13 protein-coding genes are annotated in these 16,970 nt (G+C 40.3%); 6 read left to right on the forward strand and 7 right to left on the reverse strand.

Annotated features, from left to right (window positions below; genetic code table 11):
* The first annotated feature begins 40 nt into the window (after positions 1-40).
* The gene (thrC, locus tag H5181_RS10235) at positions 41-1,324 is read left to right on the forward strand and encodes a threonine synthase (protein ID WP_182750948.1); all 1,284 of its coding nucleotides are present in this window, start codon (positions 41-43) and stop codon (positions 1,322-1,324) included.
* A 184-nt stretch (positions 1,325-1,508) separates the two neighbouring features.
* A complete protein-coding gene (locus H5181_RS10240; protein ID WP_011638351.1) occupies positions 1,509-2,051 on the forward strand; it encodes a hemerythrin domain-containing protein in 543 nt (180 codons plus the stop codon).
* Positions 2,052-2,178: 127 nt separating this feature from the next.
* On the opposite strand, the gene H5181_RS10245 is transcribed toward H5181_RS10240, so the two are convergent.
* The 5 genes from H5181_RS10245 to H5181_RS10265 form a co-directional block, all read right to left on the reverse strand.
* The gene (locus tag H5181_RS10245) at positions 2,179-2,364 is read right to left on the reverse strand and encodes a DUF3545 family protein (RefSeq protein WP_011638350.1); all 186 of its coding nucleotides are present in this window, start codon (positions 2,362-2,364) and stop codon (positions 2,179-2,181) included.
* A 179-nt stretch (positions 2,365-2,543) separates the two neighbouring features.
* A complete protein-coding gene (gene pgi / locus H5181_RS10250) occupies positions 2,544-4,181 on the reverse strand; it encodes a glucose-6-phosphate isomerase (protein ID WP_182750949.1) in 1,638 nt (545 codons plus the stop codon).
* 15 nt (positions 4,182-4,196) lie between these two features.
* A complete protein-coding gene (tal, locus tag H5181_RS10255) occupies positions 4,197-5,150 on the reverse strand; it encodes a transaldolase (protein ID WP_059744070.1) in 954 nt (317 codons plus the stop codon).
* Between the two features lie 296 nt (positions 5,151-5,446).
* Positions 5,447-6,565, reverse strand: coding sequence for an OmpA family protein (locus H5181_RS10260; protein WP_123881814.1), 1,119 nt, complete (start codon positions 6,563-6,565; stop codon positions 5,447-5,449).
* 390 nt (positions 6,566-6,955) lie between these two features.
* Positions 6,956-9,322 (reverse strand): phosphoketolase family protein, encoded by a 2,367-nt coding sequence (locus H5181_RS10265; protein ID WP_182750951.1) that lies wholly within the window; start codon positions 9,320-9,322, stop codon positions 6,956-6,958.
* Between the two features lie 522 nt (positions 9,323-9,844).
* Here H5181_RS10265 and H5181_RS10270 point away from each other — a divergent pair.
* Positions 9,845-11,281, forward strand: a complete 1,437-nt coding sequence (locus tag H5181_RS10270) for a sodium:alanine symporter family protein (protein ID WP_182750958.1) — start codon at positions 9,845-9,847, stop codon at positions 11,279-11,281.
* Between the two features lie 101 nt (positions 11,282-11,382).
* Positions 11,383-12,159, forward strand: coding sequence for a peroxide stress protein YaaA (gene yaaA, locus H5181_RS10275; RefSeq protein ID WP_182750952.1), 777 nt, complete (start codon positions 11,383-11,385; stop codon positions 12,157-12,159).
* Between the two features lie 91 nt (positions 12,160-12,250).
* On the opposite strand, the gene H5181_RS10280 is transcribed toward yaaA, so the two are convergent.
* Positions 12,251-13,696, reverse strand: coding sequence for a M20/M25/M40 family metallo-hydrolase (locus H5181_RS10280; RefSeq protein WP_011638343.1), 1,446 nt, complete (start codon positions 13,694-13,696; stop codon positions 12,251-12,253).
* Positions 13,697-13,828: 132 nt separating this feature from the next.
* On the opposite strand from H5181_RS10280, the gene H5181_RS10285 reads away from it, so the two are divergent.
* Positions 13,829-14,125 (forward strand): metalloregulator ArsR/SmtB family transcription factor, encoded by a 297-nt coding sequence (locus H5181_RS10285; RefSeq protein ID WP_011638342.1) that lies wholly within the window; start codon positions 13,829-13,831, stop codon positions 14,123-14,125.
* A gap of 674 nt (positions 14,126-14,799) precedes the next feature.
* Here H5181_RS10285 and rpsT read toward each other — a convergent pair.
* The gene (rpsT, locus tag H5181_RS10290) at positions 14,800-15,066 is read right to left on the reverse strand and encodes a 30S ribosomal protein S20 (RefSeq protein WP_011638341.1); all 267 of its coding nucleotides are present in this window, start codon (positions 15,064-15,066) and stop codon (positions 14,800-14,802) included.
* A 258-nt stretch (positions 15,067-15,324) separates the two neighbouring features.
* Between rpsT and murJ the strand changes: the two genes are divergently transcribed.
* Entirely contained in the window at positions 15,325-16,884 is a 1,560-nt protein-coding gene (murJ, locus tag H5181_RS10295) for a murein biosynthesis integral membrane protein MurJ (protein ID WP_041413149.1), read from the forward strand.
* Positions 16,885-16,970 lie beyond the last annotated feature (86 nt).

The raw sequence follows: 16,970 nt of genomic DNA on the forward strand, positions 1-16,970 counted from the left end.
CTTTCACATTATTGATATTGAAATTTAAAAGGCAGTCGCAATGGAATTATATAACTTAAAACACCCATCGCAGGTAGTTAACTTCAGTCAAGCGGTTCAACTGGGTTTAGGTAAAGATAGAGGATTGTTTTTCCCAAAGTCCATTCCTGTACTATCCAATATTGATGCATTACTGGCACTACCCTTTGCTGAGCGAAGCAAAAAAGTCTTGGGTGCTTGGTTAGCAGATGAACTCGGGCAGGAGAATGTTGATAAGCTTGTAGATAAAGCATTTACCTTCGATGTACCACTCGTTAAGGTTGATGATAAACGTGCTTGTTTAGAACTTTTTCATGGTCCGACATTAGCGTTTAAAGATTTTGGCGCGCGGTTTATGGCTCAATGCGTTGATTTACTTGCCGGCAATAAAAAACTGACTATTTTAACCGCAACATCGGGTGATACTGGCGCTGCAGTAGCGGATGCATTTTACGGCCTAGATAACGTCAATGTAATGGTGTTATACCCAAAAGGTAAAATTAGTGAACTGCAAGAAAAGATGTTTACTACCTTAGGTAAAAATATTCATACCGTGGCAGTAACATCTGACTTTGATGCTTGTCAGCATCTGGTTAAACAAGCTTTTGATGACAGTGATGTTCGTGACGGCTTAGCGTTAAATTCTGCTAATTCGATTAATATTAGTCGTTTATTAGCTCAGATATGCTATTACTTTGAAGCGGTAGCGCAAGCAAAGCAAGCTGGACATAATGAGCTTGTGATGTCTGTACCCAGTGGTAATTTTGGTAACTTAACCGCTGGGTTATTTGCTAAAGCCATGGGGTTACCAATTAAGCGTTTTATTGCTGCAACCAATAGCAATGACACGGTACCGCGTTATCTCACTGGTGGTGAATGGCAACCACATAAAACCGTGGCGACCATGTCTAATGCTATGGATGTGTCAGAGCCAAGCAATTGGCCTCGTGTAGAAGCGATTTGTGAGCAAATGGGCTGGCCGTTATCATTGGTAACTGGCGTGGCTCTTTCTGAAGATGCCACCGCTGGCGCCTTAGCAGAACTTTATCAGTTGGGTTATCAATCAGAGCCCCATGCGGCGATTGCAGCTCATGCATTAACGCTTGGGTTAACTAGTAAAGAAACTGGGGTGTTTCTTGGTACAGCGCATCCTGCTAAGTTTAAAGATGTGGTTGACCGTGAGTTGAACATTAATTTACCGTTACCTCCTGAATTAGCTGCGGTGGCACAAAAAACGATTTTATCAGCAGAATTAGATGCTGACTTTGAGCAGCTTAAAGCGCATATGTTTGCTGTGCTAAAGTAACCTCTTAGTTTCAGATATCTAACACCTAATATCAATTGGATTGATATTAGGTGTTTTTTTATATTCCAATATTATGATCTTGGTCATACCTCATTATGCTTATCCCAGTGTAGATTAGTAAAAGACTCATTATTGGCTATTATTTATACATTGGTGTTTTGTAGATAGATGACGGGAGAAGGTTATGTTGCAACGTTTAATGCGCGATCATAAGCATATTGCCATTTTGTTGAATATCCTTTCGAATAAATTGACTCGATTGGCTGAAGGTAACGGAGTTAATTTTAATCTGGTTAGGGATATCGTTGAGTATATGCAAGGCTATGCTGAGCATAGTCATCACCCGTTGGAAGATATTATTTTCGATTATTACAGTAATAAAACGGGTTTAGCGAATTGTGGCCAACTTTATAATGAACATCATCGTTTGGCTGAGGCATCGGGTGCTTTAGTTTATAGCTTGAATATGATTCTTTCGGATGTGGTTATCTCGCGCGACAAGCTGATTAATGATCTTAAAGAGTATATTGAACTACAACAATTGCATATGCAGTATGAAGAACGAGAAGTCTTTCCGAATTTTGTTAAGGCATTAGATAATAACGATTGGCAAAAAATAACCGTATTATGTCAAAATCGGTTAATTGAAGATCCGTTATTTAATGATAATGATAAAACGATTTTTGAAGATTTACGGACCTATATTGAACATGCAGATAATAAATGATGTTATTGCCCTTGGGCTAGAGGGCAATGATGTGCATTGAATAGGCAAGCTATAAATCTTGGCAAACAAAAAGAGCGCATTATGCGCTCTTTTAATCGATTTTACGGTTAAGTGTGATGGGATCTAATTAAAGCACTAGTGTATTAACGTCGAAATCGAATGAATCATCAATATCTTGCAATTCCTTGAGTAAACGCTGCTTATCCTTAATGGCTTCAATTTCACGCCATTTGCGTTTTTTTGACGAGCTTTTTGAACGGGTTGGTCTTTCAACAACTTCGTCTAGCGCACCACCATAGTCTAATCGATCCATGGTAACCTCCCTTGTTATTATGATGTCTCTGCACAAATAAGTACCATATTTCAGCTATAGGGTGCAATAGTTGTGTTGCATTTACGTTACTAATAAATCACAGTTTAGTGAATTCGATATCAAAAACGCATAAAAAAACCTCAGCAAGCTGAGGTTTTTATTCAAGGCTAGTTTTTGTTTTATAGCTTACCTTTACGGTATAGGTTCACTAATGCATTGCTCGATCCATCTAAATCGGTAGCATCGTGGTCTGCACCAATTCGTTCAAGCACATCATTGCCTAATTGCTTACCTAGCTCTACACCCCATTGATCAAATGAGTTTATCTGCCATATAGCACCCTGAACAAAGGTTCTGTGCTCATATAGCGCGATTAACGCACCTAATGTTGTTGGCGTTAGCTTATCCATCAATAAGGTATTACTTGGCTTATTACCAACCATTACTTTATGTTTGGCTATAAGCGGCTTTTGTTGCTCATCAAGCTTGCTATTACTTAGCTCAGCAAGTGCTTCATCGTAGGTACGACCTTGCATTAAGGCTTGGGTTTGTCCAAAGCAGTTTGATGCAAGTTGGTCATGATGTTCACCCAACGGATTATGACTTTGCAACGGCATAATAAAGTCAGCAGGAATAAGTGCAGTGCCTTGATGTAGTAACTGGTGGTATGCATGTTGACCGTTAGTGCCTTCACCGCCCCAAATAACGGGACCGGTGCTGTAATCAACGTCAGTACCATCGAGAGTCACTGATTTACCATTACTTTCCATGTCGAGTTGTTGGAAATAAGCTGGAAGACCACGTAAGTAATGATCGTAGGTTAAAATGACATGTGATTGAGCACCATGAAAATTACCATACAATACTGACAACATAGCCATGATGACTGGCATGTTTTGTTCGATAGGCGTATCAGCAAAATGTTGATCCATTTGATGCGCGCCATCTAACAAGGCCGTAAAGTTATCCATACCAACAAGTAGCGCAATAGGTAAACCAATGGCTGACCATAATGAGTAGCGTCCGCCAACCCAATCCCACATTGGGAATATGTTGTTTGCGTCCATACCAAACTCAGTGGCTTTTGTTACATTAGATGTTACTGCAACAAAGTGTTTAGCCACATCTTGTTGGCTTGCACCCTGGCCTAAAAACCAATCTTTAGCGCTAAGGGTGTTGGTTAGAGTCTCTTGAGTACTGAATGATTTTGACGACATCACAAACAATGTGGTCTCAGCATTGAGGTTTTTTAATTTTTCACAAATAGATGTCGCATCTACGTTGGCAACAAAATGGCAATTCAGTCCTTCTTGCCAATATGGTCTAAGCGCTTGTGAAACAATTTTAGGTCCAAGAAATGAACCTCCAATACCGATACTGACGATATCTGTAATCGCTTTACCGGTATAACCTTTCCACTCGCCTGATTGCACTGAGCCAACAAACTTAGCCATTTTAGCTAATGTTTGTTGCACTTCAGGAACGATATTCGCTCCTTCAGCAATAATCGTTTGAGTTGCTTTACTGCGTAATGCAGTGTGCAATACTGAGCGCTGTTCGGTGTTGTTAATCACATCACCATTAAACATTGCAGTAATTTTTTCACTCAGTTTTGCTTCTTTAGCGAGAGAGAATAGCAGCTTAAGTGTTTCATCGTTCACACGGTTTTTAGAGTAATCTAAAAACAGACCACAAGCCGCAACGCTCATTTGCTCAAAACGTTGTGGGTTTTGGGCAAATAATTCGCGCATGTGAGGTAGTTGACTTGAATGGGTTTGTAGCGCCTTCCAAGTCGTTCTTTGTGTCAGTGTAGTCACGAGTAAAGCCTCCAACTAGCTTAATTTTGTTTTTAGCATAACTTCTAGTTTGCCTTGATCGATGGCAAAATTACGAATGCCTTCTGCTAACTTGTCAACTGCCATTGGGTCTTCGTTAAATGCCCAGCGGAATTGTTCTTCAGTTAACGCAGCTGGAGCAGACTGTGTTGCTGGCGTTGCAACCAATTTCTGGATAATTTCTACATCAGTATTGGCTAATTCTTCTAACAATGCTGGTCCAATCGTTAGACGATCACAACCGGCTAATTCGATAATCTCACCGATATTTCTGAAACTTGCACCCATAACAACTGTGTTATAACCGTTCTGCTTGTAGTAGTTGTAAATCTCAGTAACAGAGACAACACCAGGATCGGTTTCTGCAGTGTAATCTTGACCTGTGTCTTTTTTATACCAATCTAAGATGCGACCCACAAAAGGCGAAATAAGGTATACGCCAGCTTCTGCACAAGCTCTTGCTTGAGCAAAGCTGAATAGCAATGTTAGATTACAGTTGATGCCTTCTTGTTCAAGTTCTTTTGCTGCGCAAATGCCTTCCCAAGTAGAAGCTAATTTGATCAAAATACGTGATTTATCAATTCCGGCATCTTTATATAATTTGATTAGCTTGTGCGCTTTGTCGATTGAGCGTTGCTTGTCAAATGATAAGCGAGCATCGACTTCTGTTGAGATACGACCTGGCACTAGCTTTAAAATTTCTACGCCAATATTCACAGCAAGTTTGTCACCGGCATCTTCAATCTGTTGTTCAATACTGTGGCTTTGAGTTTTAGCCCATTCGATAGCATTCTCGATAAGAAAAGCATATTCAGGGATCTGCGAGGCTTTTAAAATGAGTGATGGGTTGGTTGTTGCATCTTCAGGCTGGTAACGTTTAATAGCTTCGATGTCGCCGGTATCAGCAACGATGGTCGTGAATGATTTGAGTTGCGCGAGTGCATTGGCCATGGAAATTTCCTCTCGTTAAGCAATGAATATAGATCAATGCCTTTATTAGAAGCGATTTTAGGGATTATTCCAACTTTATTTGTAAAAAAATTACGAAATTATCCGTTATTTTCGCTTATTTAAAGCCATTATTGTTGCTAAATAGACAGAATCGGTCAGATTATACGGAACATACTTCCAATTCTAATACCGCAACGTCAGTGTTAGTCACTGGTGTACTGGTTTTTACGTTGTTCTTAAAATAAAAAAGTCGCTGCAAGCAGCGACTTCTAAAGTATAGCGTATCTATATTACAATTAACGTAATACTACGCGCTTTTCAGTACCCGTCACGATAGCTTCGATACGACGGTTAACACGGTTAGCTTCAGCTGAGCTACCCTGCATAACTGGTTTAGTTACACCGTAACCAACAGAACTGATACGGCTGATGCTAATGCCATATTTTTTGTTTAGTGCACTTGCAACTGCTACCGCACGACGCTCAGAAAGCTTCATGTTGTATTCTGCTTTACCTACGTTAGACGCATGGCCTTGAACAGATACAGTGTGTTGTGGGTATTTAGTTAAGTGGTCAGCAAGTTTTTCTAAATCAGCAAACGAACCAGCACGGATTTCAGCTGAATCATTAGCAAATAAAATACCACCTAAGTCATACTTAGTTGTAACGTTTTCATAAACGCTACAACCAGTAGCATCAACTTTGTGAGTTGATGGTGTGTCTGGACATTTGTCGATGTTGTTTGTTACGCCATCTTTATCATCATCACCAAGTGGAACAACAACTGGTGCAACAACAACTGGAGCAGCAACTGGAGCTGGAGTAATCGTACCAAAACGGTAGCTTAGAGCTAGACCCCAATAGTTACTTTCCATTTTTAAGTTGTTTAATGCGTCAGCGTCTAAATTTTCGTAACGACGATATTTCGCTTCTAACTTAAGATTGTCGGTAAAGTTATAACCAACACCAGCGCCAGCAAATAATCCTACGCCAGAATCACTTAATTTCTGACCATTAACTGTTTGTTGGTTTTCTAATAGGTAGCTATAAGTACCTACTTCTGATGATAAGCTCCACTTGTCTGCAAGTGGGTAAAAACCAACTACACCTAAACTAACGCCGGTAGCTCCGACATCGTAGCTTTTAGTATCGTAATTAGTCCATTCAGCACGTCCTAGATCACGATAACCTAATTCGATACCAATGTATTCGTTGAATAAATAACCGCCGAACAAGTCCCAAGCATATGGGTCATCTTCACCACATACTTTCATGGTTTTTTGGTCGCAGCTAGGTTCATAGTTATTGACGCCTACACCACCACCGATATACCAAGGTGTTAGTTCTTCTGCAGCTGATGCAGCAAAAGGCAACATAGAGGTGAGTAATACTACTTTTAATGTGTTCTTCATCATATATACATCCATTGTTATTTTACTCCACCAAATATGCATGTAACGGAGTTGTTATTGTCATGCATTACTGACGCTTAATGTGGTGTTTCTTTGTATTTTAGTCAGCGGCGCAATTATGGTCGGTAATTAGATGTTTTTCCATAGTAAAAAGGATTAATATTTTGTAATGGTTCACCATAGCAACTCATTAGCATACAGGGAGGCTATTAAAAATGTGAATAAAAACAGAAGGTAATGTTAATTGTTTGGCTATATAAATGATTGGATTTATTTTGAAAATATTCTTAATATTTTTAATGAGTTACTCAAGTAACGGAGCTAGTTATTTTTTTTGAGCTATTAAAAAAAAATACGCCCAATTAGGACGTATTTTTACATCAGTGGTCGTTGTTAACGAGTCCACACCCAGTTTTCGATCTCTTCAGGGTCGACGCCGTTCGCTTTGATATAGTTTTTATGGTCTACCAAGCGTTGTAACATGTCGGTAGTGATGGTCACATGTTGTGATTCATCAATTACGCCTTGTTGGAATAACTTGTATGCCATATCAATCACTAGGTGGTAACGAGAAGTACCGTTACGTACACCCATATCAAATGGTGTAGTAGTTGAACCTTCTTCTTCATAACCTTTAATACGGAAGCGACGGTTACCTTTATAATCAAACACTAGCTTTTTGATGGTGTTTGGGTAGCCATGGTAGTTAAATACCACGCCTTTATCTTCAGTGAAGACTTCATCCATCATCCAAGGCTTGCTTTGGAACTTAAGGCTACCTAGGCCGCTGCTGTGAAGTTCTGACACACTCACAAAACGGATACGAACTCTTGGTAAAATCTCACGAATTAATACCAATGAAGCCATACATTCTTGCGTTGCATAGTCACCACAACCTGCAAGTACTACATCTGGGTTTTCATCAGAGGCGAAATCCCACACCATGATGCCATCTTTTGCTTGCTTACGGGCTTCATCCAGTGATAACCACTGTGGAAGAGACTTCTTACCAGCAACGATAATGTTCAGTTTATCGCGATCAGCATAAGCACGTTCAGTGTAAACCAAGGTGCTGTTAGCATCTGCTGGTAAATAAGCAGAGATAATGTTTGGGTGCTTCTCTAGCATAGCGCCAAGGAAAGACGGATTCTGGTGAGAATAACCGTTGTGATCTTGACGTTCTAATAATGAAGACAATACGACGTTACATGCAGGGATAGGCTTACGGAAATGGATGCCTTGGCTTGCATGAACATATTTACAGTATTGATCCGCCATTGATGACACTACTTGTGAGAAAGCCTCGTAGGTAGGGAACATACCGTGACGACCTGTTACTGTGTAACCATGTAGCATACCGAAAAGTAAATTTTCAGATAGCAGTTCAATCACGCGGCCATCGCGAGACATATCTTGATCCCAGCTTTCGATTGGCCACTGCCATGCGCGGTCGGTTTCTTCAAACACAGCTTGTAGTTGGTTTGAGTATGTTTCATCAGGGCTGAAGATTCGTAAGTTACGTTGATCGCGATTTAGTTTGAATGCATCACGCATCCACTCACCCATTTTCAACATTGAGAAACCACGTTGACCACGAGCTGTTTCTGAACCGTAACCTAATTTGTTTAAATCTGGATTTGCTAAAGCACGTACCACTTCACCGCCGTAACTTAGACGTTGACGACCACAACATAACTCTTTTGGTGGCATCAAAGACATAATGTCTTTATCAAATATCAATTCACCGCTTTCAGTGGTTTGCACTAATTCGTCAAACTTGTAGCTAGCCAACCACTTATCAAGTGCTTCAAGATGGCCTTTATCTTTGGCGCAGTTGCTCACAATAACTTGATGAGATTCGCAGTTACCTGCTAGTTTTTTGCCATCATATTCAGTGGTACCAGTCCAACCTTTTGCTGTTCTCATTAAAATAACTGGCCAGCGTGGTTTAACGACATCTTCGCCTGAACGTGCGCGACGTTGAATGTCATTGATCATGTCATATGACAAGTCCATTGCTGCAGTCATCTGTTCAAAAATATCGGTGTCCATTTCATCGTCAACGATGATTGGGTGATAACCAAGACCACGGAATTCTAAATCTAGCTCTTCATGGCTCATACGACCCATACGAGTAGGGCCAGAAATTTTGTAACCGTTAATATGTACGATTGGTAGCACTGCACCGTTGTTATCAGGTGAGACTAAACGGTTGGCATACCAAGATGCAGCTAGTGGACCTGTTTCTGCTTCACCGTCACCAATTAAACAGGCGGCAATAAGATTTGGGTTATCTAATACAGAGCCCCAAGCAACTGAAAGTGAATAACCAAGCTCACCACCTTCTAGTATTTGACCTGGTGCTTCAGGGTTTGCATGTGATGGATAACCATAAGCAGCTGAGAATTTTTTACAGATATCTTCGATACCCGTTTCTGTATAAGGTATGGTCTCTGGGTAGAAATGGCTTAATGAACCTTCTACAAATAAGTTAGCCTGTACTGCTGGGAAACCGTGGCCAGGACCAACAAGGTAAATGAATTCACGCTTATGCTTAACGATAAGACGGTTGACGTTAGCGTAAACAAAGTTGATACCAGGACATGTTCCCCAGTGACCAAGTAAACGAGGCTTGATGTCAGTATGTTGTAAAGGACGCTTAAAAAGTACGTTTTGCTTCAGATAAATTTGCGATGTCGCTAAGAAGTTAGTCGCTCGTACGTATTTTTTTAGTGCAGTTATTTCATTTGAGTTAGTCATTGTGACCTCGATTAAAAGTGAAAATAATAATTTAACTTTCTTTGAGAACACTGTATCTGTAATTTAATTACAATAATGTGGCCTTTATCTAACTTTTGATGAGTCACTTTTAGTTTAGATCGCAATTTTGGCCAGTATGTCGATAATTACTTGAAATTTAATAACGATTTGCCAATGCTTTAAGCATAGAGCATTAATAATAGAAGTGATAAAATGTGACGGATGTCACTTGTTGTTTTTTGTTTTATTTGTGTTGCTTCAAAGTGTTATTTACTTAGGCAATGTATCTGGTAGGTAACGTGGTTTTAGCATTCACTGCCCTTGATTATCTATACCTATTAATTCACCATCATTAGCTTTTATAATGGCGCCTTTATTTGGCACTTTTATTGGTTTTACCGTTTGACACATAACAGCTTGCATATGAAGTGCCTAGTCTGTCCATTATGTGATTTAACATTCAGCGCAATAGCCTGATACAGAAAAATAACCTTATAACGGGGAAGATTAGACAATATGGTAATGTTAGAAACGATTATTAATTTCATGAATAGCCTGCTTTGGGGCAAGCTATTAGTTTATGGACTGGTAGGTGCGGGATTATTTTTCACCATTCGTCTCGGTTTTATTCAAGTCACTCACTTTGTTCATGGCATTAAAGTATTGGCTATTAGTCGTCGCCCAGGTAAGCATGGCTTATCATCATTTCAAGTCTTTTGTACCAGTATGGCTGCTCGTGTAGGCGCCGGTAACATGGCCGGTGTGGCCGTTGCCATTGGTACAGCAGGACCCGGTGCTGTGTTCTGGATGTGGGCTATTGCGGTTCTCGGTATGGCAACCGCAATGATTGAGTCGACACTTGCGCAAGTCTATAAAGTGAAAGATGGTGATGGTCAGTACCGAGGTGGGCCTGCTTATTATATGGAGAAAGGTCTCGGTCAACGTTGGATGGGCGTGCTTTTCTCAATCTTTTTAATTCTAGCTTTTGGTTTAGTATTTAATGCTGTTCAAGCTAACACTATAACAGGTGCGATGACGCAAGTGTTTGGCTTTGAGCCCGTCTATGTTGGAATCGGCATTGTTATTTGCAGTGCCTTTGTCATCGTAGGAGGCCTTAAGAAGGTTGCTAAAGCGTCTGAGTTAATTGTGCCTGTGATGGCTATTGCTTATATTGCTATTGCTTTTGTCGTTGTGGGTATGAATATTGAAAAGTTACCCGACATATTCATGTTAGTTATTAACAGTGCATTTGGTTGGCAAGAAGCCGCTGCTGGTGGTGTTGCATTTAGTGTTTCACAAGCAATGCAAGCTGGTATTGCCCGAGGATTGTTTTCAAACGAAGCAGGTATGGGAAGTGCCGCTAACGTTGCGGCAAGTGCATCACCAAACCCTAACCACCCAGCATCGCAAGGTTTTGTGCAAATGATGGGCGTGTTTGTTGATACAATTGTTATTTGTACCGCAACAGCAGCGATTATTTTATTATCCGGTGATGCAGCCTCTAGCTCTGATGGTATTGCTAAAACTATTAGTGCATTAACCAGTCATGTAGGTGATTGGGGCGGGGCATTTATTGCTTTTGCTATTTTACTCTTTTGCTTTACGTCTATTATTGCCAACTATTCATATGCCGAAACTAATGTCATGTTCTTGTCAGGCAATAGTAAAAAAGCCTTACCTATATTCCGTTTAGTGGTTTTGGGTATGGTGATGTTTGGTTCTCTTGCTAAAATTAGTTTGGTTTGGGATTTAGCTGATGTGTCGATGGGGCTAATGGCCATTGTTAACTTAGTGGCATTAGTCTTGTTGTCTGGTCTAGCGGTTAGAGTGATTAATGATTACCGTGAACAGATAGACGCCGGTATTGATCCGGTATTTGACACCAGTAAGTTTCCGGAATTAGCCGATCAATTAGAAGACAAAATTTGGCCTAACTCAGCAGAGACGGCCAAAAAATAATATTTACCTATTAAGGTAATCGAAAAAACCATGCTACTACAGCATGGTTTTTTTATATCAGTTCAGTATGATGACATTATGATTTTATCCGGAGCGTACTTATGCTGGTTTTAGTTTCACCTGCGAAAACATTAGATTTCGAAAATCCACCTATCACTAATACCCATACTCAACCGTGTTTACTTAAACAAAGCCAAACATTGATTGATGTATGCCGTGAATTAACACCAATGGATATTGCCAGTTTAATGAAAGTAAGCGATAAAATTGCCGGACTGAATGCTGCGCGTTTTGCTGACTGGCAACCACCGTTTACCCTTGATAATGCCAAACAGGCTATTTTCGCGTTTCGAGGCGATGTCTATACAGGATTTGATGCCGATCATTTATCTGAATCACAAATGGCTTCTAGCCAAAAGCATCTGCGTATTTTGTCTGGTTTGTATGGTTTGCTTAAACCATTAGATTTAATTCAACCGTACCGCTTAGAAATGGGTACTAAACTGACAAACCCACAGGGCCGTAATTTATATGCTTTTTGGGGCGAGACTATCACTGCCGAAGTGAATAAGGCGTTGAAAGAGCAGGGTGACGATATCATTGTCAATTTAGCCTCGAATGAATACTTCAAATCGGTCAACGTTAAGCAACTTGAAGGACAGTTGATTACGCCAGTCTTTAAAGACTGCAAAAAAGGTCAGTTTAAAGTGATTAGCTTTTACGCCAAAAAAGCGCGTGGATTGATGGCTCGTTATATAGTTGATACTAAACCTACCAGTGTTGAACAATTAACAGCATTCGATCTTGAAGGTTATTATTATAACGAAGTGCAATCGACACCCACAGCGCCAGTATTTTTACGAGACGAACAAAAGTAACGTTCTCTAAAATAATAAATTTGCTCACTAAAAAGCCCTTAAATAAGGGCTTTTTAGTGTCTGATTTTTAAACTCGATTGGAAGAAACCAACTAGTGTTGTTCCTTTTGCTGAGTAACAGGCCTTAAGTCAATTTCTGATTGCGCCATCATATACGCAAATTGTGCATAAGCTGCAGCACTCTGGGCTAGTTTCTTGGGATCAATTTTATCCAAGGTGTCGTTAGGTGTATGGTGATAATCAAAATAGTCTGTACCATCTTGATTTAACGACGCTACTGGAACACCTAAGGCTGGAAGAATTGAAACATCTGGGCCACCAGACGCTTCATTATTTCCTAGCTCGACGCCGTTTAACGTCATCGCAGAATGTTCTTGTTTGACTTGCTCAAATGTAGCGGCATTAACGTTAAAATCAATCTTGTATACTGGTCCTGCGCCAAAATCAGATTCTGCGGCAATATAATGCTTATCTAATTCATCAGCATGTTGTGCTGCATAGGCTTTACCGCCGACTAAACCGACTTCTTCTGCAGCGTATAATACCACTCGAATAGTGCGTGCTGGCTTTTGTGGTAAGTCTTGGATAAGTTTAGCTGCGGTGGTGACAATCGCCACACCAGCGCCATCATCAATTGCACCTGTACCTTCATCCCATGAATCTAGATGAGCACCGATAAGGACTATTTCGTCAGGCTTACTGCTGCCAGTGACTTCTGCAATGACATTATAAGATGTGGCTATGCCTAGATTTTCGGAGGTCATATTTAATGATAACGTGATGTTAGGATCGCGCTTTAACATCGCATTAATTAAATCGGCGTCTGGATTCGACATTGCTGCCGCAGGAATTTTAGGTGTCCCTTCTTCATATCGCATCATACCAGTATGGGCCATTCTGTCATGATCCGTACCAATAGAGCGGATAACGATGGCTACCGCTCCTTTTTGTGCAGCGACTATGGCTCCTCGAGAACGGCCGCCTACGGATTCGCCATAACCTTTACCTGTAATATGGCGTTCAGTTTTGTGGTCGATGAATACAACTTTGCCTTCGATGCGTCCTGGTGATGCATTAGATAGCTCTTCTAAGCTGTCAAAGCGTACAATTAATGCTTGAATACCGTTAACAGGCGTTGCCACGCTACCACCTAAGGCAGTAACGACTAATGGCTGCTCATAAGGCGCGACGATACTTGCGTGTGCACTGCCTCTTGACCATGCAGGAACTTGAACCGACTCCTTGTACACTTTATCAAATCCGAGCAACCACAATTTTTCCATAGCCCAATCTACCGCGACTATATCTTTATCCGTGCCAGCTAATCTTGGCCCAACTTCAACAGTGAGTGATTCGACTATGTCATAACTTAAACGAGACGATAAAGCCTGTTTGGCTAATTGTTGGCTAATTTTTGCATCATCAGAATCATTAATCACTAATTGAGGTGCTGTTGATTTGGTTGGTGACGTTGTTTGGCAGCCAATAAGTGCGGCAAAAATGGCACCGACGAGAGAGGCTCTTTGATAGTTTTTCATGAGTTTCCTTTGATTATTTTAGCTAAGTCTCATTTTTTACAACAATCTACCAAAAAGTGTGCTTTATGTCCCGACTCTATTTGTAAGGGAACGCTATATTAGAGCGGGGTTAGATGAGGAGAAGAGCGCGTGATGAATATAGAAAAAATGCAGCAGCAAGCAGATCATGCGGTCGTATTGCTAAAAGCATTAGCAAATGAACGTAGATTGTTTATTTTGTGTCATCTTCTTAATGAAGGTGAAATGTGTGTTGGTGAAATGAATAAAAAGTTGGGGTTGAGTCAATCGGCTTTATCTCAACATTTGGCATGGCTTCGTAAAGACAATCTAGTCTGTACCAGGAAAGAAGCACAAACCGTTTTTTATTCATTAAAAAGTAATGAGGTAAAAGAGTTAATTCAAGTATTAAATAATATGTATTGTTATTAAATTGACTCCGCAAACGTCTTAACGGATGCATCTCATTGATGATGTCTTAAGTTAAGACGTTTAGTTCTGTAAGTTTAATAAATGCAGCATGTCGCAGACTGATCGCAATCAAACAGACACTTCACACCACAAACCTACAATGTATCAATATGGTCAATACCACCCCTACCATCAAAATTGATTATTTTCTGCTGAAATTATTGAAAGCTTCCATCCTGCTTTTTACTCTTTCTTAATTTGTCGTTATTCTTATTAACCCGAACATGGGATAAGAGATAAAAGGACAATGATAAAGAACTTAATATTAGCCACTACCGCTATCAAACTTGTCATTTGTGTTATTAACAAGAGGAACTCCTTATATGTTAATAACTGGGTCGGCATGTTTATTAAACGCCGTTAGGAAGACAAATGGCTGTTTGAGTGTCTTTTGCTATTCCGAGTTCAGGTTTATTCGTATTAATAAAACGTTATAAACGTTCTCAAGAGTAGTTTGCTTTAATCAGGATATATCTCAGGGTCATATCATTAACAATTTTGACATTATTATGTTGATACTAAGCTGCTGAGGTTGGTTCTAGGGGCTAAAGCCGTCAAGAGAAGGCTAGGTAGGTAAAATTTAGTGATAAAAAAACCGGCCTAAGCCGGTTTTTTGAATCTTAATCTACAAAAACTTAAGCTGCGATAGCTTTGATTTTTGCATTTAAGCGAGCCTTCTGACGACCGGCTTTATTCTTATGAATAAGACCTTTAGTCGCCATACGGTCAACAATTGGTTGTGCAATAGCGAACGCTTCTGTAGCCGCTTTATGGTCACCGCTTTTGATAGCCGCGATAACTCTTTTAACGTATGTACGTAACATAGAGCGACGACTAGCGTTATGCTGGCGACGCTTTTCAGACTGAAGCGCGCGCTTCTTTGCAGACTTGCTATTAGCCAAGGTGCAACTCCTAAAAACTGGATTTGATACTTTTAAGGCCGAGGAATATGCCTGCTTTTTATCGTCTTGTCAACGACTGCAACTGAATATTTATCATAAAGATAAATTAATCCAATCTAGCGTGCCTTTCTTCAACCCAACTCGTGTAATATGTGGCGCATTCTACCAGCTCTTGAGTCTGTGTGACAGAGTTATAATCGAATATTTGTTATAAAACCCATTAATTGTCTTACAAGTGATTGAGTGTCCGGGGGCTGTTTGAGCAAAAAATTATTTAAATCAGGCTTAATTGTTAGTGTTATGACGCTGATGTCTCGAGTGTTAGGTTTAGTGCGTGATGTGGTGATAGCAAATCTAATGGGAGCAGGCAGCAGTGCTGATGTGTTCTTTTTTGCAAATAAAATACCTAACTTCTTAAGGCGTTTATTTGCTGAAGGTGCTTTTGCGCAGGCATTTGTGCCGGTACTGACTGAGTACCAAGAAAAAATGACCCCAGAAGATACTCGCGAGTTATTAAGTAAAGTCGCTGGTACTTTAGGTGTATTGGTGACAATTGTTACTTTGGTTGGTGTTATTGGTTCTCCGGTATTAGCAGCCCTTTTTGGTGGCGGCTGGTTTGTTGATTGGTTAAATGATGGGCCGAATGCTGAAAAGTTTGAACTGGCTTCAGTGATGTTAAAAATTACGTTCCCATATTTATGGTTTATCACTTTCACAGCCCTAGCAGGATCGATACTTAATACTCGCGGGCGCTTTGCGGTTTCAGCCTTTACGCCGGTATTTTTGAATGTTGCGATTATTGCTGTGGCTTTATGGTATGCACATACACTTGAAAACCCGGAAATTGGTTTGGCTTGGGGTGTGTTTTTTGGTGGACTGATTCAGTTTCTATTCCAAATACCTTTCTTAATTCGTGAGAAAGCACTCGTTAGGCCTACGTGGGGATGGAATCACCCTGGGGTGGTAAAAATTAGGACCTTAATGATCCCTGCGTTATTTGGTGTGTCTGTTTCACAAATTAATTTATTGTTCGACACTTTTATAGCCAGTTTCCTGATGACGGGATCGATAAGTTGGCTGTATTACGCTGACCGCCTATTGGAGTTCCCTTTAGGATTATTTGGCATTGCCATTGCGACGGTAATTTTGCCTGCATTATCGCAAAAGCATGTTAATGCCCAAGGCAGTGGCTTTAATCAAACTATGGACTGGGGAGTTAAAGCAATTTTACTGTTAGGCACTCCAGCTATGTTAGGACTGATTATTCTCGCTAAACCAATGCTGATGGTGTTGTTTATGCGTGGCGCATTTAGCTTAAATGACGTTGAAATGGCTTCGTATAGTTTGGTTGCTTATGGCTGCGGTTTATTAAGTTTCATGATGATTAAAGTATTAGCTCCTGGATACTATTCGCGCCAAGACACTAAAACTCCGGTTAAATATGGCATTATTGCCATGGTCAGCAATATGGTGTTCAACCTTATCTTTGCCATTCCATTTGGCTACGTGGGTTTAGCCATCGCGACATCAATGTCTGCGCTATTGAATGCGGGTTTATTATATCGAGGTTTGCATAAAGCGGGCGTCTATCAAATGAGCCGACAGACGTTATTTTTCTCGTTTAAAGTCATCATTTCTACCACCTTAATGGCCATTGGCATTGTTTATTTTATGCCGCAACAAAGTATATGGCTCGAATGGCAGACCTTTGAACGTATGTTTATGTTGATTGAGCTAATTGTGGGTGGCGCGGTTATTTATTTATTAAGTTTACTTGCATTGGGTGTACGGCCTTGGAAAATTAAACGCCAAGGATAATTTATCCTATGTGAATGACTAAGGGTATATCAGCAAGTTATCCAAAATCCGGTGTAATAATCTGAGGTTGAAACTCGCATCTAACA

It is taken from the genome of Shewanella sp. SG44-2 (genome assembly GCF_014164215.1).
In the GTDB taxonomy this organism is placed as follows: Bacteria; Pseudomonadota; Gammaproteobacteria; order Enterobacterales; family Shewanellaceae; genus Shewanella; species Shewanella frigidimarina.